The 19347-nt window shown below is 48.8% G+C and carries 16 protein-coding genes; 9 read left to right on the forward strand and 7 right to left on the reverse strand.

Translation table 11 applies throughout. From position 1 onward, the window contains the following. The first annotated feature begins 127 nt into the window (after positions 1–127). The 3 genes from B5D63_RS01455 to B5D63_RS01465 all read left to right on the forward strand — a co-directional run bounded on the left by B5D63_RS01455 (position 128) and on the right by B5D63_RS01465 (position 4696). Complete coding sequence (locus tag B5D63_RS01455; protein ID WP_235021436.1) at positions 128–2506, forward strand: alpha-ketoacid dehydrogenase subunit alpha/beta; 2379 nt, start codon at positions 128–130, stop codon at positions 2504–2506. Positions 2507–2728: 222 nt separating this feature from the next. Continuing rightward, entirely contained in the window at positions 2729–3694 is a 966-nt protein-coding gene (locus B5D63_RS01460; RefSeq protein WP_078667005.1) for a D-2-hydroxyacid dehydrogenase, read from the forward strand. 273 nt (positions 3695–3967) lie between these two features. After that, positions 3968–4696 carry a response regulator transcription factor gene (locus B5D63_RS01465; protein WP_078667006.1) on the forward strand — a complete coding sequence of 243 codons (729 nt, stop codon included), beginning with the start codon at positions 3968–3970 and terminating at the stop codon, positions 4694–4696. A 77-nt stretch (positions 4697–4773) separates the two neighbouring features. Here the strand turns inward: B5D63_RS01465 and B5D63_RS01470 are convergent, their stop codons facing one another. Beyond that, positions 4774–5484 carry a YebC/PmpR family DNA-binding transcriptional regulator gene (locus B5D63_RS01470; protein ID WP_078667007.1) on the reverse strand — a complete coding sequence of 237 codons (711 nt, stop codon included), beginning with the start codon at positions 5482–5484 and terminating at the stop codon, positions 4774–4776. Positions 5485–5681: 197 nt separating this feature from the next. Next, positions 5682–7091, reverse strand: a complete 1410-nt coding sequence (locus tag B5D63_RS01475; protein ID WP_200816889.1) for an amino acid permease — start codon at positions 7089–7091, stop codon at positions 5682–5684. Positions 7092–7342: 251 nt separating this feature from the next. Here B5D63_RS01475 and B5D63_RS01480 point away from each other — a divergent pair, with 251 nt between their 5' ends. The 3 genes from B5D63_RS01480 (at position 7343) to B5D63_RS01490 (ending at position 10695) form a co-directional block, all read left to right on the forward strand. Continuing rightward, positions 7343–8647, forward strand: coding sequence for a dicarboxylate/amino acid:cation symporter (locus B5D63_RS01480; RefSeq protein WP_078667009.1), 1305 nt, complete (start codon positions 7343–7345; stop codon positions 8645–8647). A gap of 49 nt (positions 8648–8696) precedes the next feature. After that, positions 8697–9383 carry a DedA family protein gene (locus B5D63_RS01485; RefSeq protein WP_078667010.1) on the forward strand — a complete coding sequence of 229 codons (687 nt, stop codon included), beginning with the start codon at positions 8697–8699 and terminating at the stop codon, positions 9381–9383. A 76-nt stretch (positions 9384–9459) separates the two neighbouring features. Further along, the gene (locus B5D63_RS01490; RefSeq protein WP_078667011.1) at positions 9460–10695 is read left to right on the forward strand and encodes an MFS transporter; all 1236 of its coding nucleotides are present in this window, start codon (positions 9460–9462) and stop codon (positions 10693–10695) included. On the opposite strand, the gene B5D63_RS01495 is transcribed toward B5D63_RS01490, so the two are convergent. From B5D63_RS01495 to B5D63_RS01505, 3 genes are all read right to left on the reverse strand, one after another. Further along, positions 10692–11153 carry a MarR family winged helix-turn-helix transcriptional regulator gene (locus B5D63_RS01495; RefSeq protein ID WP_078667012.1) on the reverse strand — a complete coding sequence of 154 codons (462 nt, stop codon included), beginning with the start codon at positions 11151–11153 and terminating at the stop codon, positions 10692–10694. The genes B5D63_RS01490 and B5D63_RS01495 overlap by 4 nt on opposite strands. 240 nt (positions 11154–11393) lie before the next feature. Next, the gene (gene mdh, locus B5D63_RS01500) at positions 11394–12335 is read right to left on the reverse strand and encodes a malate dehydrogenase (protein ID WP_078667013.1); all 942 of its coding nucleotides are present in this window, start codon (positions 12333–12335) and stop codon (positions 11394–11396) included. Between the two features lie 77 nt (positions 12336–12412). Further along, entirely contained in the window at positions 12413–12928 is a 516-nt protein-coding gene (locus B5D63_RS01505; RefSeq protein WP_078667014.1) for a peroxiredoxin family protein, read from the reverse strand. 190 nt (positions 12929–13118) lie between these two features. On the opposite strand from B5D63_RS01505, the gene efp reads away from it, so the two are divergent. From efp to accC, 3 genes are all read left to right on the forward strand, one after another. Further along, a complete protein-coding gene (gene efp / locus B5D63_RS01510; protein WP_078667015.1) occupies positions 13119–13685 on the forward strand; it encodes an elongation factor P in 567 nt (188 codons plus the stop codon). A 108-nt stretch (positions 13686–13793) separates the two neighbouring features. Then, a complete protein-coding gene (accB, locus tag B5D63_RS01515; protein WP_078667016.1) occupies positions 13794–14276 on the forward strand; it encodes an acetyl-CoA carboxylase biotin carboxyl carrier protein in 483 nt (160 codons plus the stop codon). 127 nt (positions 14277–14403) lie between these two features. Beyond that, on the forward strand, positions 14404–15741 hold the full coding sequence (gene accC, locus B5D63_RS01520) for an acetyl-CoA carboxylase biotin carboxylase subunit (protein WP_078667017.1): 1338 nt from the start codon (positions 14404–14406) through the stop codon (positions 15739–15741). A 53-nt stretch (positions 15742–15794) separates the two neighbouring features. Here the strand turns inward: accC and B5D63_RS01525 are convergent, their stop codons facing one another. Both B5D63_RS01525 and B5D63_RS01530 read right to left on the reverse strand, forming a co-directional pair. Beyond that, complete coding sequence (locus B5D63_RS01525) at positions 15795–16643, reverse strand: hypothetical protein (protein WP_078667018.1); 849 nt, start codon at positions 16641–16643, stop codon at positions 15795–15797. 170 nt (positions 16644–16813) lie between these two features. Then, a complete protein-coding gene (locus B5D63_RS01530) occupies positions 16814–19003 on the reverse strand; it encodes a glutamine synthetase III family protein (RefSeq protein WP_078667019.1) in 2190 nt (729 codons plus the stop codon). Positions 19004–19347: the final 344 nt, after the last annotated feature.

The following is a 19347-nucleotide window of genomic DNA, read 5'->3' on the forward strand; positions in this document are numbered from 1 at the left end:
TATTAAAATCTTATTAAAAAAAATCAGATTATTTTAAATGCGGTCCGGTGAGCCATTTTTCAACTGTATAATTAACCTTACTTTTGTACTTTAACCAAGAGGCATGATAGAAAATAAAGCACTATCTATGAATATAGAAAGCCGGTTGTCATTCGAAGAATTCCGCAAGGAGGTATTAAATGACTACAGGCTGGCCTGCGAAAGCAGGGAAGTGAGTCTGCTGGCCCGCAGGGAAGTTCTCACGGGCAAGGCTAAGTTTGGCATCTTCGGGGATGGTAAAGAAGTGGCGCAGGTGGCGATGTCAAAATATTTTAAGCCCGGCGACTTCCGCTCCGGTTATTATCGCGACCAGACTGTTGCATTTGCCACTGGGATCGCTACTCCCGAACAATATTTTTCCCAATTATATGCGGATCCCGATCAGCAACATGATCCCTTCTCCGGCGGCCGCCAGATGAACTCACATTTTGCGACCCCCAACCTTGATAAGGACGGTAACTGGCTCAACCTTATGGAGATGAAGAACTCCGCGGCGGACATGGCGCCTACGGCCGGACAGATGCCCCGTGCGGTAGGACTGGCATACGCCTCCAAAATGTTCCGCGAAGTGGAAGCGCTGCACGATCTCAAACACCTCTCTGATAACGGTAACGAAATTTGTTTCGCTACTATCGGCGACGCCTCTACGTCAGAAGGTCATTTCTGGGAAACTATGAATGCTGCGGGCGTACTGCAGGTACCACTCGCTGTTTTCGTTTGGGACGATGGTTATGGTATCTCCGTGCCGCGTAAATACCAGACAACTAAAAACTCCATCAGCGCCGCACTGGAAGGCTTCCGCAAAACGGACGGCACCAACGGCTTTGACATCTATAACGTGAAAGGATGGGATTACGCCGGTATGTGCGAAGTATTTGAGGCGGCTATCCGCAAAATACGGGAAACACATATTCCTGCCTTATTCCATGTGGAAGAAATAACGCAGCCCCAGGGCCACTCTACCAGCGGCTCCCACGAACGCTACAAAAGCAAGGAACGCCTGTCCTGGGAAAAAGAATTTGACTGCAACCTGAAAATGCGCTCCTGGATCATGGAGAATGCCCTGTGTGATGAGGAAACACTGGTGAAGATCGAAGCGGATGCCAAAACCACCGCCCAGAACGCACGTAAGGCTGCATGGGAAAAATATATCACGCCCATTAAAGAAGAAGTACAACAGTTTATTGCATTGGCAACACCGGTTTCAACAGTGGCCGGCGCCAACGCGGAACTGGTGGCCCAACAGCTACGCGAGCTGCAGGCTAACCGGGAACCACAACGCAGGGATATTCTGAAAACCGCTGCCACGATCCTGTTAAGACACCGGCAACTGAAAGGGGAACATGCCATACAGACATTGCAGCAGTACTACGATCAGTACCTGCAGGCTGAAAAAGAAAACTACAGTTCCCTCCTGCACGCCGTAGGTGCCAACTCAGTGCACAACGTACCGGTAGTGCCGGTGGAATATAACGATGACGCCACTACGCTCAACGGATATGAGGTGCTGAATAAATATTTCGATCAGCTGATCACCAACAACCCGAAAGTATTTGCTTTCGGAGAAGACGTAGGTAAAATCGGCGACGTAAACCAGGCCTTTGCCGGATTGCAACAGAAACATGGTCCGCTGCGTATAACGGATACGGGTATACGTGAATTGACGATCATGGGGCAGGGTATCGGTATGGCGCTGCGCGGACTGCGTCCTATCGCGGAGATCCAGTATCTTGATTACGTGTTGTATGGTCTGCAGCCACTGAGCGACGACGTGGCTTCGCTGCAATACCGCACCAAGGGCATACAACATTGCCCGATCATCGTGCGTACCCGTGGCCACCGCCTGGAGGGCATCTGGCACAGCGGTTCCCCGATGGGCATGATCATTCACGCTCTCAGGGGCATGAACGTATGCGTGCCGCGCAACATGGTGCAGGCAGCCGGTATGTACAATACGCTGCTGCAGGCCAATGAACCTGCGCTGGTGATCGAATCGCTGAACGGCTACCGCCTGAAGGAAAAGCTGCCTTCCAACCTCGGCACCTTCACCGTGCCGATGGGCGTACCGGAAGTGCTGAAGGAAGGCGCCGATGTAACGCTGGTGACCTATGGTTCTATGACGCGTATCGTGGAAGAGGCGATGGTGACGCTCGAAGAACTGGGGATTTCCTGTGAACTGATAGACGTACAGACATTATTGCCTTTCGATATTCATCACAGCATTGTGGAGTCGCTGAAGAAAACGAACCGCATCGCCTTCATCGATGAAGACGTACCGGGTGGCGGCTCTGCTTTTATGTTCCAGCAGGTGATGGAACAGCAGGGCGGCTATCGCTGGCTGGATGTGGCGCCGCGCACGCTGAGCGCCCAGGCGCATCGTCCGGCTTATGGCTCTGATGGCGATTACTTCTCCAAACCCAACGCGGAAGATGTGGTGAAAATGGTTATAGAGATGATGGAAGAATAGCGAATAGACTTGCACATAATAGGCGAAGCCACCGTACATGCATCCAATCTGCATATGCGGTGGCTTCTGTGTTGAATGTAGTCAAGCAGTTATTGCAAGCTTAGTTTTGCTGTTATTATGGCGCAGCAAAGGTGTGGCATTTTTTTAAAGTGCAGAAGAAAGACGCCCCGAGTTAATAATTATTTAATTCATCATGTATATTTAACGTACAAACAGAAATATATGAAAAACATCGTTGTACTGGACGGCTATGCTTTAAATCCCGGTGACCTGGACTGGGCGCCGCTGCAGGCTTTGGGAAAGGTAACCATCTACGACCGCACGCCGGCACACCAGGTGGCGGAGCGGGCGAAGGATGCACATATACTGCTGACCAACAAGGCTATTGTCAGCGCGGAAACGATCAATAACCTGCCATCCCTGGAGTATATCGGGGTAATGGCTACAGGGTATAACGTGGTAGATATCCCGGCCGCTACGGCCCGGAAAATACCGGTAACAAACGTTCCCGCTTACAGTACTGCTTCAGTGGCGCAGCTTACCTTTGCATTAATATTGGAATTGTGTCATCATACCGGTTTGCACGCAGAGAGTGTAAGGGCAGGCGAATGGGCTTCCAGCGTGGATTTCAGCTACTGGAAAACACCACTGACCGAGTTGGACGGCCGTACGCTGGGCATTGTGGGGTTTGGCCAGATAGGGCAGGCCGCAGCCAGGATCGCACTGGCCTTCGGAATGAAGGTGATCGTTTCCCATAAACATCCTGAAAGGGACAAAATGGAAGGCGTAACTTTTGTGGACCAGGCCACCTGTTTCCGGGAGGCGGACATTGTATCACTGCATTGCCCGCTGAACCAGGACAACCGGGAGTTTGTGAACGCTGTCCTGCTAAAGACCATGAAAAAAACGGCTTTCCTGATCAATACCAGCCGGGGTCCGCTGATCCACGAAGCGGACCTGGCTGAGGCTTTAAAGAACGGCGTGATAGCAGGAGCGGGGCTGGATGTGCTTTCATCAGAGCCGCCGGCGGCAGATAATCCGCTGGTACAGGCGCCCCGGACCATTATTACGCCGCACATCGCATGGGCAACGCAGGCGGCACGCGGCCGGCTGATGCGCGTGGCCATAGAGAATGTTCAGCAATATTTGCACGGACAGTGTCAAAATAATATCAATAAAATACAATAAAATATTATTTTGACATTTTTATCATGTGTTTGTATATTTAAGTAATCCTCTTATAAATAACTATTATTTTTTGTCTGACGAATGAATACATTGAACAACTCCCGTAACTTGAACAGAATGGCCATCGGTTTTAGTATAATTTTGAAAACGTATATTTTACCCTTATAGAATTAAAATATATAAAAACGGGTCGGTACCTTCCGCGGTCGACTGCGTTTTTATGAAGGGGGAAGTCGCTACATTCAGAAGTCACCTTCAAAATTCAACCGAAATATGAAATCACGTATTCTATTGGTAGAGGACGATGAATTTTTTGCCAAAGTGCTCAAGCGGCAGCTGGAGCGCGCCAATTTTGAAGTAACGCATGCTGCTGACGGACAGGCCGGTTGGGAGAAATTCCAGGAAACAATTTTTGATTTATGCATACTGGACGTGGTGATGCCCAGAAAAGACGGTTTTACACTGGCAGGAGAAATACGGGCTACGGATTTTAACATCCCCATCGTATTCACTTCTTCCCGCTACATGGAACAGGACAGATTGCAGGGATTTGATATCGGGGCGGATGATTACCTGGTAAAGCCTTTTAATACGGACGAACTGATCAGCCGTATTAAAGTGTACATTAAACGCAGCCGTCTGCTTCGGAGTGAGAAGCGGATTGTCTATACGGTAGGTAACCTTGTTTTTGACTATTCCCAGCTTCAGCTGCGGCATAAGGATAACGAGGCGGAGAATCACGTACGGATTGCTCCCAAAGAGGCGGAATTACTGCGCTATCTGTGTGAAAACGCTAACAAAAAATTGAAACGGGAGCATATCCTGGCAAGTGTCTGGGGAGCGGACGGTTACCTGGCACAAAGGGTAATGGACGTTTACCTGAGTCGTTTACGCCGGCATATTGCCATGGACCCCTCTATCCGGATAGAGACCTTTCACGGGAAAGGCCTGATGCTGGTCATCAATGAGATGGACCGCACCCACATTATTGAAAAGGCCTGAGGCCTGATTGTTTTTTAAACCTAAAACAAAAACGTCCCGGTGTTTGCCGGGACGTTTCCTTTGTATGGAAATAACCATTATTTCAGATTGTAAAACACCTGTTGAACGTCGTCGTCCTGTTCCAGGCGGTCTACCAGCTCCAGTACTTCTTTGGCCTGCTCTTCACTTAGTTCCACAGTGGTGGTAGGAATGCGTTTCAGCTCGGAGCTGATCACTTCCAGTCCTTTGTCCTCCAGCGCTTTGGCCATATTGCCAAACTCGCTGAAAGCCGCGCGGATAATGATGTTACCTTCGCTGTCTTCCCCGATTTCTTCCAGACCGAAGTCGATCAGTTCCAGTTCCAGCTCTTCGAGGTCCTGACCGGCGTTTTTCACTTTGAATTCACCTACACGGTTGAACAGGAAACCTACAGAACCACTGTTGCCGAGGCTGCCGCCGCCTTTGGTGAAATGCATGCGCAGGTTGGCCACGGTACGGGTGGTATTATCAGTAGCAGTATCGATCATGACCGCTACGCCGTGAGGGGCGTAACCTTCGTATACCACTTCTTCGTAATCAGTCTTGTCTTTACCCATGGCACGTTTGATAGCCGCTTCCACACGATCTTTGGGCATGTTGGCGCTTTTGGCGTTCAATATGCAGCGGCGCAGTGCAGGGTTATTGTCGGGGTCAGGACCACCATTTTTAACTGCGATAGCGATTTCTTTGCCGACTCTTGTGAATGCTTTGGCCATCCTGTCCCAGCGGGCAAACATGGTTGACTTTCTTACTTCAAATATCCTTCCCATAATGGGTTATAAATTAATTATTTGTGAATGATAACAATTGGAGGTGAATACACCTCAAAAGGCTAATAAAAATGCAAATTTAGAGAACTTTCGGCGAAAACAGCGCCCTTTTAAACAGAAAACCGCCCGGAAAGATGACCGGGCGGTTGCTGTGAATATGTTTCAGTGACGACGGGATCACGGTTGTCAGCAGGGGACTATTTTTCGCTTTGCCCGATCTTACTGTTTTTCTTGCTGTAGGTAAAGTAAATCACGAAACCGAGGCCCATCCAGATAGCCAGTCGTAACCAGGTGTCCCAGGGCAGTGCGCCCATCATTACCACGCAGATGATGATACCCATGATCGGAACGAAAGGCACCAGCGGTGTTTTGAAAGGTCTGGGCGCATCCGGTTGTTTTTTGCGCATGATGATGATACCAATACAAACCAGCACAAATGCGAAGAGCGTACCGATGCTCACCATTTCACCCACTACATGTACCGGTACGAAAGCGGAGAACAAGGATACAAACACCATGAACAGCAGGTTGGATTTATACGGCGTGCGGTATTTAGGATGTACGTCGGAGAAAGCTTTCGGCAGCAGGCCGTCCTTCGACATGGAGTAGAACACGCGGGACTGGCCCATGAGCATTACCAGGATCACGGAAGTATAGCCGGCCAGGATAGCGAGGATGATGGCCTGTTGCAGCCAGCCGTAGGGTGTTTTCGCAATGGCGATCGCTACCGGTGCGGCGCTGTCTTTAAATTCTTTATAGTTGGCCAGGCCGGTCATCACGTGGGCAAACAGTACGTACAATATCGTACAGATAACGAGAGAGCCCAGGATACCGATAGGCATGTCTTTCTGCGGCCTTTTGGCTTCCTGCGCGGCGGTAGACACCGCGTCAAAGCCGATGAAAGCGAAGAACACCACAGCGGCGCCGCGCAATACGCCGGAGATACCGAAGTGGCCGAAGCCTTCATTTTCAGGAACATAAGGCGTATAGTTGGCGGGGTCCACATGGTTCCAGCCAACTGCAATAAATACCAGTACAACGGTTACTTTCAGCGCTACCAGCAGGGCGTTGGTGAAGGCGGATTCCCGGGTACCGCGGATCAGCAGCATGGACAGCGCACCTACGATCAGGATAGCGGGAAAGTTCATGTAGCCGTGTACGGTAGTGCCATCCACCAGGGTAACGGTTTCAAAAGGCGAAGCCGTTAGCTGTGCCGGCAGGTGTATGTTGAAATGATGCAGGAATTTTACGAGGTACTGCGACCAGCTGATGGCCACGGTAGCTGCACCCAGTGCATATTCCAGCACGAGGTCCCATCCGATGATCCAGGCCATGAATTCACCCATGGTAGCGTAGGAGTAGGTGTAAGCACTTCCGGCGATAGGGATCATGGAGGCAAATTCGGCATAGCATAAACCTGCGAAAGCGCAACCGATAGCGCCTACGAGGAAGGAGATAGTAACGGCGGGGCCGGCATTGTTGGCTGCTGCCAGACCAGTCAGGGAAAACAGACCTGCGCCGATGATAGCGCCAATACCCAGGGCAACAAGATTCGTTGCGGATAAAGATCTTTTCAGTCCTTTCTCTGACTCGCTCGCCTCATTCATGAGCTGATGTAAAGACTTGGTTCTGGAAAATAGAAGACCCATACAAAAGAAAAGTTGTGGTTGATGTTTTAAGGTAGTTTAGTTCTGTTGTGTTGTATGTCGATCCGTCAAATATAATATCTAAAATCTAGAACGGATACTTTTATTTTAGCCTGAAACGCTTATTTGTACCGGCAGAACCTTATTTTTGGGAAATTTTCCGGTTACAACAATTATTAAATTTTTTAAAGAAGAAAAAATCCTGGCGTTGCATGAAGAAATCATCAAATAAGCTTACGCTGTTCATTTTTATTGCCATGTTGGTAGGCATCAGTACTGGTTATGCAGTTTGGCTGGCTTATACTCCTGCTGAAGACATGTTGAAAACCGGAGCGGCTGCGGCTACGCCAGGCACCCCTGAGGTGTTTGCTGACCGTATTTCTATCCTCACCGATATATTCCTGCGATTGGTGAAAATGATTATCGCTCCATTGGTATTTTCCACCCTCGTGGTAGGCGTGGCCAAAATGGGTGATATCAAGGCAGTGGGCCGCGTTGGCGGCAAAACTATGCTGTGGTTTATCAGTGCAACCTTTGTATCATTGTTCCTTGGCCTGGTGCTCGTGAATATTATGAAGCCCGGCTTGTCTCTCAACCTGCCGCTGCCTGATTCGCATGCCAGTACCGGCATTGCCAAGGCCGATATGACGCTGAGAGGCTTTTTCCATCACGTGGTGCCCGACAGTGTGATAGAAGCGATGGCTAAAAATGAAATTCTGCAGATCGTGATATTCGCGATTTTCTTCGGGGTGGCCGCGGCCGCCATCGGAGAAAAAGCGCAGCCTGTCGTAAAACTGATGGACAGCGTAGCGCATATCATGCTGAAGGTGACCGGCTTTGTCATGAACTTTGCGCCTTTCGCAGTATTCGGCGCCATGGCCGCCATTATCGCTACCAAAGGGCTTTCCGTGCTACTGGTATATGGCAAATTTATCGTTCAGTTTTATCTGGGCCTGTTTAGCTTATGGCTGGTACTGGCATTGGTAGGATGGCTGATCCTCGGCAAGCGCGTGTTCCGTTTGCTGGGCGGTATCAAAGACCCGTTGCTGCTGGCTTTCGGCACCGCCAGCAGTGAAGCGGCGTATCCGCGTACCATGGCGGAACTGGAGCGCTTCGGCTGCGATAACCGCATCGTAAGTTTTGTATTACCCCTGGGTTATTCCTTTAACCTGGACGGCTCCATGATGTATATGACATTTGCCAGCCTGTTTATTGCACAGGCTTATGGCATGCACCTCAGTATGGACCAACAGATCACCATGCTGCTGGTGTTAATGATCACCAGTAAAGGCATTGCAGGCGTACCAAGGGCGTCCCTGGTGGTGATTGCCGGTACCCTGTCCATGTTCCATATCCCCGAAGCAGGCCTGTTACTGCTGCTGGGAGTAGACCACCTGCTGGACATGGGCCGCTCTGCCACCAACGTAATTGGTAACGCAATGGCCACTGCAGTGGTATCCAAATGGGAGAATAAACTGGGCCCTGGCGATAGTGACGGAATGTTAGTTAACAAATAGATAACAGTTTTATTCTTATTTTACCGATTCTGAACAGAATTTACTTAGCATGGACCAGATTTTAGAGTTTTTTAAGCACCTCATTAATCCCTCGTGGATTATTGAACACGGTGGCCTGTACCTGTTACTGGCGATTATTTTTGCGGAGACCGGTTTATTTATTGGCTTTTTTCTCCCCGGCGATTCCCTGCTCTTCGTAGCAGGTATTTACAGTGAAGATCTCTGCCGGAGTTTCTTTGATATGCCGTTTTTTTTCGTGATGCTGCTGATAGCGCTGGCCGGTGTGCTGGGCAATATGGTGGGTTTTTGGTTCGGTAAAAAATCCGGTCCCCTGTTGTTTAAAAAGAAAGATACCTTCTTCTTTAAAAAGAAACACTTACACCAGGCACATGATTTCTTCGTAAAATACGGCGGCGGTGCCATCTTACTGGCCCGTTTCCTCCCCATTATCCGCACCTTCGCTCCTATCGTGGCAGGCATGGTGCAGATGGACAGAAAGAAATTCATGCTGTTTAATATCATCGGTTCCTTTGCCTGGGTGTTTTCCATGATGCTGGCCGGTCACTACCTGGACAAGCTTTTCCCCAACCTGAAAAATCACCTCGAGCTGATCATTCTCGTTATCATCCTGATCACTACCTTACCGGTGATCCTCAAAATAGTTTTCGGAAAAGCGAAACATCATCCGGACCATGATCATCCGGAAGTGACCAACACAACAGATACAACTTTGTAATATTTTTTTGAAAATGGGCTATTTAATAGCCCATTTTTTATTTTACCGTTATTCCTTTTATCAACCAAAAGTCCACATGAAAACTGATAGCCGCCCCGCTTCTATCTTTAACGTAGCCGTGATCGTTGCATCACTGGGTTATTTTGTAGACATCTATGATCTGCTTCTCTTTACGATTGTACGTGTTCCCAGCCTGAAAGATCTGGGCTTGCCGCAGAGCGAAATTGATGCGGGCGCGGGTTTGCTGCTGATCAACGTTCAGATGCTGGGCCTGCTGATTGGCGGCATTGTCTGGGGGATTATCGGCGATAAAAAAGGGCGTCTGAGTGTGTTGTTCGGTTCCATTCTTATTTACTCTGTGGCCAATATCGCGAATGGGTTTGTACACGGTATCAACGGATATATCCTGTGGCGTTTTGTAGCCGGGTTCGGACTGGCGGGAGAGTTGGGGGCCGGCATCACCCTGGTATCGGAGATCCTGTCTAAAGAAAAAAGGGGGTATGGCACTATGATAGTGGCTACTGTAGGTGTTTCGGGCGCTATAGCGGCCAATCTGATCGCGAAACTGGTGGGTGACTGGCGGATCTGTTATTTTATAGGAGGCGGTCTGGGACTGTGTTTGCTGATATTGCGGGTGAGTGTGATGGAATCGCATATGTTCAATGCCGTGCGTACTTCTGCTGCGGCCAGGGGCAGCTTTTTTGCGTTGTTTACCAGCCGGGAGCGGTTTCTTAAGTATTTGAAATGTATTTTGTTAGGAACGCCGACCTGGTTTGTGGTAGGAATCCTGATTGTTTTCTCCAACAAGTTTGCAAAGGAGATGAACGTGGCCGGGGACATCAATCCCGGCGACGCGGTAGCTTTCTGTTATGCGGGGATCACGGTAGGCGACTTTGCTTCCGGTGTGCTCAGCCAGCTATGGAAAAGCCGGCGTAAGGTGATGTTGGTGTTCCTGGTGCTGACAGGCGCCATGGTGGCGGTATACCTGAATATGTTCGGCGCGGCCACCTGGGTGTTTTATACGGTTTGTTTTATCCTTGGCTTCAGTGTAGGCTTCTGGGCTATTTTTGTCACCATTGCCGCAGAGAGTTTTGGCACCAACCTGCGGGCTACGGTGGCCACGACAGTACCCAACTTTGCGCGGGGCATGTTACCGCTGATATCCCTGTTGTTTGTGCAGGTACAGCATTCATTTTCTTTTCTGCAGAGTGGCGCTATCGTAGCCGTGATATGCATCGGCATAGCGATGATAGCGGCCTGGAAGATTGAAGAGACTTTTGGTAAGGACCTGAATTACCTGGAAGAAATTTAGTGGTAGGCTTCCAGCATTTTGTCCAGCAGCTTATTGAGCTGACTGAGTTCTTTTTCGTTCAGTGCTTTGAAGGTGTCATTCAGTTGACCGATTTCCGCGTCAATGGCACTGAGCAGTTCCAGGCCTTTGGCGGTGATTTTTACGTCTACCGCTCTTCTGTCCAGTTCACAGCTTTTACGTTCCACGAGGTCCGCTTTCCGCAGTCTTTCCACGAGACGTGACACATCGCTCATTTTGTCCAGCATGCGGTCTTTCAATACGTTGATGCTGGCGGCTTTGGGGTGTTGTCCGCGGAGGATGCGCAGTATGTTGTACTGCTGCATGGTAATGTCGTAACGTTTGAAAAACTGCTGATGACGGGAGGTGATCCAGTTGCCCACGAAGATGAGGCTCACAAGTCCCCGCTGATTTTCATCTCCGAAATTTTTTTGTGTGATTAGTTTTTCAAGATTTGACATACGCTGTTGCTATGAGTTAGCGAAATGGTGCCCGTATTTGTTTTGGAAGTATTTCATTTATACCAGTTTATGCAGGCTCTGGATCAAAATTACGAATCTTTTTTAACACTGGTTAACATTAGCAAAGGGGCGGGTGCAGGTATTTTTCCCGGGAGGTGAGGCTGTTTTACAAATAACAGCGGATTACAGCAGCGAAAATTTTTTCGGTTGCTGTAATCCGTTTTAAAGTTTGGATACAGGTTACGCAGTGGCAGACTGCATTTTATCCAGGACGTCCATTACTTCCTTCACGTGTTGGGCGGAAGTATTGAGCAGTGTTTTTTCGTCGGCATTGAGTTGCAGTTCCAGTATTTTTTCGATACCGTTTTTACCCAGTACTACGGGAACGCCGAGGTAGATATCTTTCAGGCCGTATTGACCGGTGAGCCATGCACAAACGGGGAAGATACGTTTTTCATCTTTTACGATGGCTTCCACCATTTGGGCGGCTGCAGCGCCGGGAGCGTACCAGGCGGAAGTGCCGAGGAGGTTGACGATTTCGCCGCCGCCTACTTTGGTGCGTTGGATGATGGCGTCGAGTTTATCGGCGGCCACCAGTTCCGTTACCGGAATACCGCTGACAGTGGTGTAGCGGGGGAGGGGTACCATGGTATCGCCATGGCCGCCCATCAGGATGGCCTGAATATCTTTAGGGGAACATCCGATTTCGTCCGCCAGGAAAGCGCGGTAGCGGGCAGTATCAAGGATACCGGCCATGCCGAACACTTTATTGCTGTCTTTTTTGGCGGTCAGGTAAGCGCAGTAGGTCATCACGTCCAGCGGGTTGCTGACAACGATGATAATAGCGTTTGGAGAGTGTTTGGTAATATTTTCAGTAACCGATTTAACGATGTTTGCGTTGGTGGAAATCAGGTCATCGCGGCTCATACCAGGTTTACGGGGGAGACCGGAGGTGATGACTACCACATCGCTGTTGGCGGTTTTGGCGTAATCGTTGGTAACGCCGGTCACCTTAGTGCTGTAATAATCGATGGGGGCCTGTTGCCAGGTGTCCAGCGCCTTGCCTTCAGCTGTTCCTTCCTTAATATCCAATAAAACCACTTCCTGCAGAAAATCTCTATGGGCCAGCACATTGGCGCAGGTAGCGCCCACATTCCCAGCTCCTACTACTGTAACTTTCATCTTGTCGATAGCTTTAAAAGTGAAGAATGATTATAATAAACAAATGTAATGATTCGGGATCAGATCCTGCCGCGGTGCTATTTCCATTTTATAGGGGTATAGCCCAGGTAGTGCACCAGTGAGTCCAGTTTAACCGTGCCTTCAAATCCTTTGATAAATTGTTGTTTTTTATCGTACAGATAAAGTCCCGGGAAGTAGTGGAGATCATAGAAATACATGATCTGGCGGGTGGGTTCGCTGGCCATTATGATGTTGGGGTATTTTTTGATATTATAATGGTCATAGTATTCCTTCATCTGCTCTACTTTAAAGGGTGTTACCATCAGGATCTGTGTATTCTTGAACTTTTCGATGTTTTTCAACATATCTTCCGTCAGCTGTTTACAGTGGTCACAGTCCACGCTGAAAACAAAAATCATGGTTTTTTCGTTCTTGCGGAGGTCATTTTTGGTAATGGTATGGCCGTCCGGCAGGGTCAGCGGGAATGCGGGGATGATGGGATATTGTAAGTACGCTGGTTTGGAGGGAGGGGTATTCTGAGCCTTCAGGAACATTGGTACACAACACAATACAAATAATAAAAACTGACGCATACTACTGTTGATTTGCTTGATTTAAAATTCAATTTAGCCCTTTAATGTCATTTATTGGAGAAAAAAGACGAAAATTGGGTCGAAAAGAGACGAATCTGCCTAATTTTAGGAATTTGTTGTTCGTTCATATGCAAAAATTTCTACTTTTGCAATCCGTATAAATTTTTAACTTAAAATCAGTAACCTATTTATGGCTACCACCGCAGATATCAGAACAGGATTAATCATCAAGCTGGATAACAGTTTGTATTCTGTTGTAGAGTTTGGTCAAAACAAAACCGCCCGTGCAGCTGCAAAAGTTTGGGCTAAATTGAAGGGCGTTGACAATAGCCGTTCTATAGAGCACACCTGGAACTCTGGTGATACCATTTTCCCGGTTCGTATCGAAAAGAAAGCTTTCCAGTACTTATATAAGGATGACACCGGTTACAACTTCATGGACAATGAAACATTTGAACAGATTGCCATGCCGGAACAGTCTATCGATGCTCCCCAGTTCCTGAAAGAAGGCCAGGAAGTAAGTGTTCAGATCAACACTGAAACTGAACAGTACATGGCGGTGGAACTGCCTGACAAAATCGTGGTACTGGTAACGTACTCTGAGCCGGGCGTAAAAGGTGATACGGCCACCCGTACCCTGAAACCTGCTACCGTGGAAACAGGTGCAACCGTGATGGTACCGCTGTTTGTGGAAGAAGGCGAACTGATCCGTGTGAATGCAAAAACCGGCGAATACATCGAAAGAGTAAAGGGGTAATTCATTCAAGGAAATTATTTATTGGCTGCCGGGCTGCCCTTTGGGCGGCCCCGGTTGTCCGGTAAAGGACCATATACGTTCATAAATTATAAACCAAAAACTGTCTACATGGACTTTAAACAGATTCAGGAACTGGTAAAAATGATCAACAAATCAAATATCAGTGAACTGAGCATTGAGCAGGACAAGTTCAAGATTACAATAAAACAGAAAGACAACGAAGTACAGCAGGTAATCGCTGTTCCTGCGGCCGCAGCGCCGATCCAGACGGTAGCAGCTGTAGCTCCGGCAGCCGCTCCGGTACAGGCAGCAGCAGCACCAGCAGCCGCTCCATCTGCACCTAAAGCAGATAACCTGATCACTATCAAATCTCCGATGATCGGTACCTTCTACCGTTCAGCAGGACCTGATAAAGCTCCTTTCATCAATGTAGGCGATGAAGTAACTGCCGGCAAGGTGGTATGCATCATTGAAGCGATGAAATTATTCAATGAAATCGAAAGTGAAGTAAGCGGTAAGATCGTCAAAGTACTCGTTGACGATGCCACTCCGGTAGAATACGATCAACCTTTGTTTTTAGTAGAACCGTAATAACAGCCATTAGCGCTTAGCAGTTAGCCTTTAGCCTCTGACAGATTTTTTACAGGGTTAAAGGCTAACTACTGGGAACTAGTGGCTGAATTGCTCTTAGCTATTATAATCACTTATAAGGAAAACAATGTTTAAAAAAATATTGATTGCCAACCGTGGCGAGATTGCCCTTCGGATTATCCGTACCTGTAAGGAAATGGGTATCAAAACGGTAGCAGTTTATTCTACTGCAGATAAAGACAGCCTGCATGTGAAGTTTGCGGATGAAGCTGTGTGTATTGGTAAACCACAGAGCAGCGAATCTTACCTGAACATCCCTCACCTCATGGCTGCTGCCGAGATCACCAATGCAGACGCTATCCACCCGGGCTACGGCTTCCTGGCGGAGAATGCGCGTTTTGCGGAGATCTGCGGCGAACATGGTATCAAATTCATCGGCCCCACTCCGGAAATGATCCGCAGAATGGGCGACAAGATGACTGCGAAAGAAACCATGATCGCAGCCGGCGTACCGGTTATCCCGGGATCTGAAGGCCTGCTCCAGAGCGTTGAAGAAGCTAAAGTCCTCGCTAAACAAATGGGCCTCCCTGTGATCCTGAAAGCTACTGCCGGCGGCGGTGGTAAAGGGATGCGTGTGGTTTGGGACGAGAGCGAACTGGAGAACGCCTATAACATGGCTAAAAATGAAGCCCGCGCTGCTTTCAATAACGACGGTATCTACATGGAGAAATTCGTGGAAGAGCCCCGCCACATTGAAATCCAGGTTGCAGGTGACCAATATGGCAAAGTATGCCACCTGTCTGAAAGGGACTGCTCTATTCAACGTCGTCACCAAAAACTGGTGGAGGAATCTCCTTCTCCTTTCATGACGCCGGAACTGCGCGAAAAAATGGGTGAAGCCGCCATCAAGGCTGCCAGCGCCATTAATTATGAAAGCGTGGGTACCATCGAATTTCTGGTAGACAAACACCGCAACTTCTATTTCATGGAAATGAACACCCGTATCCAGGTGGAACACGGTGTGACGGAAGAAGTGATCAACTTTGACCTGGTAAAAGAACAGATCAAGATCGCAGCAGGTATTCCTATCTCCGGTAAAAACTATACGCCACAGATGCACGCCATCGAGTGCCGTATCAATGCGGAAGATCCATACAACGATTTCCGTCCTTCTCCGGGCAAAATCACCACCCTGCATATTCCGGGCGGCCACGGCGTACGCGTGGACTCCCACATTTATGCCGGTTATGTGATCCCTCCATATTACGACTCCATGGTTGCTAAAATCATCACCATGGCGCAAACCCGCGAGGAAGCCATCAATACCATGGAACGCGCCCTGAGCGAATTTGTGATTGAAGGCGTTAAAACAACTATTCCTTTCCACCAGCAACTGATGCGCAATGAGGACTTCCGTAAAGGCAACTTTACGACCAAGTTCACCGAAACCTTCAAACTGGTATAAGAAAGTGCACTGTATTGGAAAAGCTCCGGAGATGGCTCCGGAGCTTTTCTGTTTTATGGCCGGTATTCATATTGGAGACCGGCACGGGGCATGAAGATTCCCAGTACCTCCATGTATTCCAGCGGCGGCGCGGGCGCAATTTCCCGCGGCAGGCCATACGGATCGGAACTGATTATTTTGTACGCGTTGTTTTTATTATAGTTTCTGTCGATGAACTGCCATACCGGATGCAGGTTGTGATAATCCGGCTTGTTGCCATACACCGGGTAGGTAACGGAGGTGTCAGGACGTGGGCAGTGAGGGACACAAAGGGAGTCGGGCAGAGAGACATCCAGGTAGATGTTCTCAATTTTCCAGGCATTGCCGTCGTTGTTGTAATAGTAGTTGGTGGTAGTGCGGTAGTGGGGAAATTCAGGTGTCAGGTTAGTGGTGACGGTCCGGATTATCCGGTCCCGGTTATCATAGCTGTAGGCAGTGGTACGTATGGCTTTGGCGTCGATGCGGACCGGGTTAACGGTCGTGTCGTACCTGCCGAAAACATACACGGAGTCCCGGATGATGTTGCCTTTGGGGTCGTGCACGTAACGATAGGCCATTTCAAATGACGGTATACCGGTATCGTAGGCGCCGATCCTGGCGATGAGCCGTTGGTGGTCATCATAGCGGAACAGCCACATGGGCTTGCCGGTAGACACCACGCTGGGAAGGAGTTTGGTAGGATATCCCTTGCGGTTGTAGTAGACTTTGAACGAGTCGGGATAAGCGCTCCTATCATTGATTTGGGAAATCCTGAACAGGTATTGTCCGGGCGGGCCTGTAATGGGACCGTGTTTGAGGCAGGCAGGCAGCACGAGAAGGGCAACGAAGGCGCAGTACAGCAGGGCTGAGGGGCGTTGTTTCATGGGTATATTGATTTTGGTGAGGAAAAACTTTCCTGTGGCAGGTGTACAGGTTAAAAGGGGCAGTGGGGGTAACGGTCAGGGATATATTTTAATATACGCCGAAATACCGGAAAAACAAAGCCCCGGATAAAAATCCGGGGCTAATCATACACCAAAACAATCTTACGGTTTTATCGCAAGAAAAGCAGTTCTCTGTACTTAGGCAGTGCCCATCTTTTATCATCTACCAGGAACTCCAGTTTATCGGAGTGGTAGCGGATAATATCGAAGTACGGTTTAATTTTTTCGCAGTATTCGATCGCTTTCTGGCGGCTGTCGGTCAACTTGTTGGTCACTTTACGTTGCTCGATCATGGCCTGAACATTTTCGCTGATCACGTTGATGTGTTCAGAAATTTTGGCAGCGATCTGTGTTTGTGCTTTGTAGGCAGCTTCACCCATGCCAATTTCTTTCAGTCCGCGGATATTGCTGATCAGGTCGTTGAGATAGCTGATCGCAGCGGGTAAAATAGTGTTGGTGGCCAGGTCTCCGATTACACGGGCTTCGATCTGCACTTTCTTCACGTAGTCTTCCAGCAGGATCTCGTGGCGGGCGTGTAATTCTTTTTCGGTATAAACACCGGTTTCGGTATACAGCTGGGCGGCTTTAGGGGTGATCATCGCATCCAGCGCTTTTGGCGTGGTTTTGATGTTCTGCAACCCTCTTCTTTCAGCTTCTTTTTCCCATTCCTCGCTGTAGCCGTCGCCTTCGAACAATATTTTTTCCGAATCTACAATATATTTCCGAAGAGTTTGCATGATGGCAATCTCTTTTTTCTCACCTTTTTCGATCAGGCCGTCCACTTCCACTTTAAAGTCGGTCAGGGTTTTGGCCACGATGGTGTTCAGAACGGTCATAGCGGAGGCGCAGTTGGCGGTAGAACCTACGGCGCGGAACTCGAACTTGTTGCCGGTGAACGCAAAAGGAGAAGTACGGTTACGGTCGGTGTTGTCCAGCATCAGTTCAGGAATATGACGGTGCAGGTCCAGTTTCAGGATGGCCTCGTCTTGTTCGTCGAACTTGTTGCTTACGCGGGATTTTACTTCCTGCAGTACGTCGTAGAGGTATTTACCGGAGAATACGGAGATGATAGCCGGAGGCGCTTCGTTGGCACCCAGCCGGAAGTCGTTGCTGGCAGAAGCGATAGCGGCTCTCAGCAGGTCGGAGTAATCGTGTACGGCTTTGATGGTGTTCACGAAGAACGTGAGGAACATCAGGTTGGTTTTCGGGGTTTTGCCCGGAGCCAGCAGGTTTACACCGGTATCGGTGGCCATGCTCCAGTTGTTGTGTTTACCGGAACCGTTGATGCCTGCGAATGGTTTTTCGTGCAGCAGCACTTTCAGTTTGTGGCGTTTGGCCACTTTATTCATGATGTCCATCAGCAGGGAGTTGTGGTCCACTGCGATGTTCACTTCTTCAAAGATAGGAGCGCATTCGAACTGGGAAGGCGCAACTTCGTTGTGGCGTGTTCTCAAAGGAATACCCAGTTTGTAGGATTCTTCTTCGAAATCGCGCATGTAAGCATAAATACGCTCGGGGATGGAACCGAAGTAGTGGTCTTCCAGCTGCTGACCTTTGGATGGTGCGTGGCCTACCACGGTACGGCCGGTCATGAGCAGGTCGGGACGGGCGTTTGCCAGATTTTCGTCTACCAGGAAGTATTCCTGTTCCCAACCGAGGGTAGGAGTTACTTTGGTAACGTTCTTATCGAAATAGTTACATACGTCTACAGCGGCTTTGTCGATAGCAGCCAGTGCTTTCAGCAGCGGAGCTTTATAGTCGAGTGATTCGCCGGTGTAAGAAACAAATATCGTAGGGATACAGAGTGTTTTGCCATAACCCTGTTCCAGGATAAAAGCAGGAGAGGAAGGGTCCCAGGCAGTGTAGCCACGGGCTTCAAAAGTAGCTCTCAGACCGCCGTTCGGGAAGCTGGAAGCGTCAGGCTCCTGTTGTACCAGGGCGTCGCCGTCGAAAGTTTCCAGGGCAGATCCGTCACCTTTCAGGGTGAAGAACGAGTCGTGTTTTTCGGCAGTGGTGCCGGTTAAAGGCTGAAACCAGTGAGTGTAGTGGGTTACACCTTTTTTCATAGCCCAGGCTTTCATGCCGGAAGCGATTTGCTCCGCCATTTTGCGTTCCAGCTTGGTGCCATTTTTAATAGAGTTCATCAGGCTTTTGTAAGCCTCGTCGCTCAGATATTCTCTTACAATTCTTCCGGCAAAAACATTGCTGCCAAATACTTCGGTGATTTTACCGTTGTGTTCGGGAAGATTGGAGTCTACGCCAGCTAATCCTTCCAGCGCGGTGAAACGTAACGATTGCATGCTGTAATAATTTTACACAAAAGAACGGTAACCTCGTTGTAAATGCAAATAAATTGTTCACTTTAACCAAAAAATTACATTTCATGGTTTGTAAAGGCGGTTTTTTTGAGAAATGAATAAAAAAAAGAGCTGGTTGAGGTCTGAAACTGATAAATTAAAAATTTTATAATATGATTTAACGAGTACGGCCGTTTGTATTGGTTAACCAACTGCATGTAAAGCACGCCGCGGGAAGGGGCGATAATGAAAAGGATCATGCCCGGGAGGGATACCGCGGGAAGGGGAAATAATGAAAGGGATCATGCCCGGGAGGGACTGATAAGAGGCAGACGAAACGCGAAAAG

Origin of the sequence: Chitinophaga eiseniae (assembly GCF_900167135.1) — a bacterium.
Taxonomy (GTDB): Bacteria; Bacteroidota; Bacteroidia; order Chitinophagales; family Chitinophagaceae; genus Chitinophaga; species Chitinophaga eiseniae.

Bases quoted from the DNA above. Each gene is read 5' to 3' on its own strand.
- B5D63_RS01530 (WP_078667019.1), bottom strand. From the start codon at position 19,003: ATGCAATCGTTACGTTTCACCGCGCTGGAAGGATTAGCTGGCGTAGAC.
- accB (WP_078667016.1), top strand. From the start codon at position 13,794: ATGGACTTTAAACAGATTCAGGAACTGGTAAAAATGATCAACAAATCA.
- B5D63_RS01485 (WP_078667010.1), top strand. From the start codon at position 8,697: ATGGACCAGATTTTAGAGTTTTTTAAGCACCTCATTAATCCCTCGTGG.
- efp (WP_078667015.1), top strand. From the start codon at position 13,119: ATGGCTACCACCGCAGATATCAGAACAGGATTAATCATCAAGCTGGAT.
- B5D63_RS01495 (WP_078667012.1), bottom strand. From the start codon at position 11,153: ATGTCAAATCTTGAAAAACTAATCACACAAAAAAATTTCGGAGATGAA.
- B5D63_RS01460 (WP_078667005.1), top strand. From the start codon at position 2,729: ATGAAAAACATCGTTGTACTGGACGGCTATGCTTTAAATCCCGGTGAC.
- B5D63_RS01505 (WP_078667014.1), bottom strand. From the start codon at position 12,928: ATGCGTCAGTTTTTATTATTTGTATTGTGTTGTGTACCAATGTTCCTG.
- B5D63_RS01525 (WP_078667018.1), bottom strand. From the start codon at position 16,643: ATGAAACAACGCCCCTCAGCCCTGCTGTACTGCGCCTTCGTTGCCCTT.
- B5D63_RS01455 (WP_235021436.1), top strand. From the start codon at position 128: ATGAATATAGAAAGCCGGTTGTCATTCGAAGAATTCCGCAAGGAGGTA.
- B5D63_RS01465 (WP_078667006.1), top strand. From the start codon at position 3,968: ATGAAATCACGTATTCTATTGGTAGAGGACGATGAATTTTTTGCCAAA.
- B5D63_RS01480 (WP_078667009.1), top strand. From the start codon at position 7,343: ATGAAGAAATCATCAAATAAGCTTACGCTGTTCATTTTTATTGCCATG.
- B5D63_RS01470 (WP_078667007.1), bottom strand. From the start codon at position 5,484: ATGGGAAGGATATTTGAAGTAAGAAAGTCAACCATGTTTGCCCGCTGG.
- accC (WP_078667017.1), top strand. From the start codon at position 14,404: ATGTTTAAAAAAATATTGATTGCCAACCGTGGCGAGATTGCCCTTCGG.
- B5D63_RS01490 (WP_078667011.1), top strand. From the start codon at position 9,460: ATGAAAACTGATAGCCGCCCCGCTTCTATCTTTAACGTAGCCGTGATC.
- mdh (WP_078667013.1), bottom strand. From the start codon at position 12,335: ATGAAAGTTACAGTAGTAGGAGCTGGGAATGTGGGCGCTACCTGCGCC.
- B5D63_RS01475 (WP_200816889.1), bottom strand. From the start codon at position 7,091: ATGAATGAGGCGAGCGAGTCAGAGAAAGGACTGAAAAGATCTTTATCC.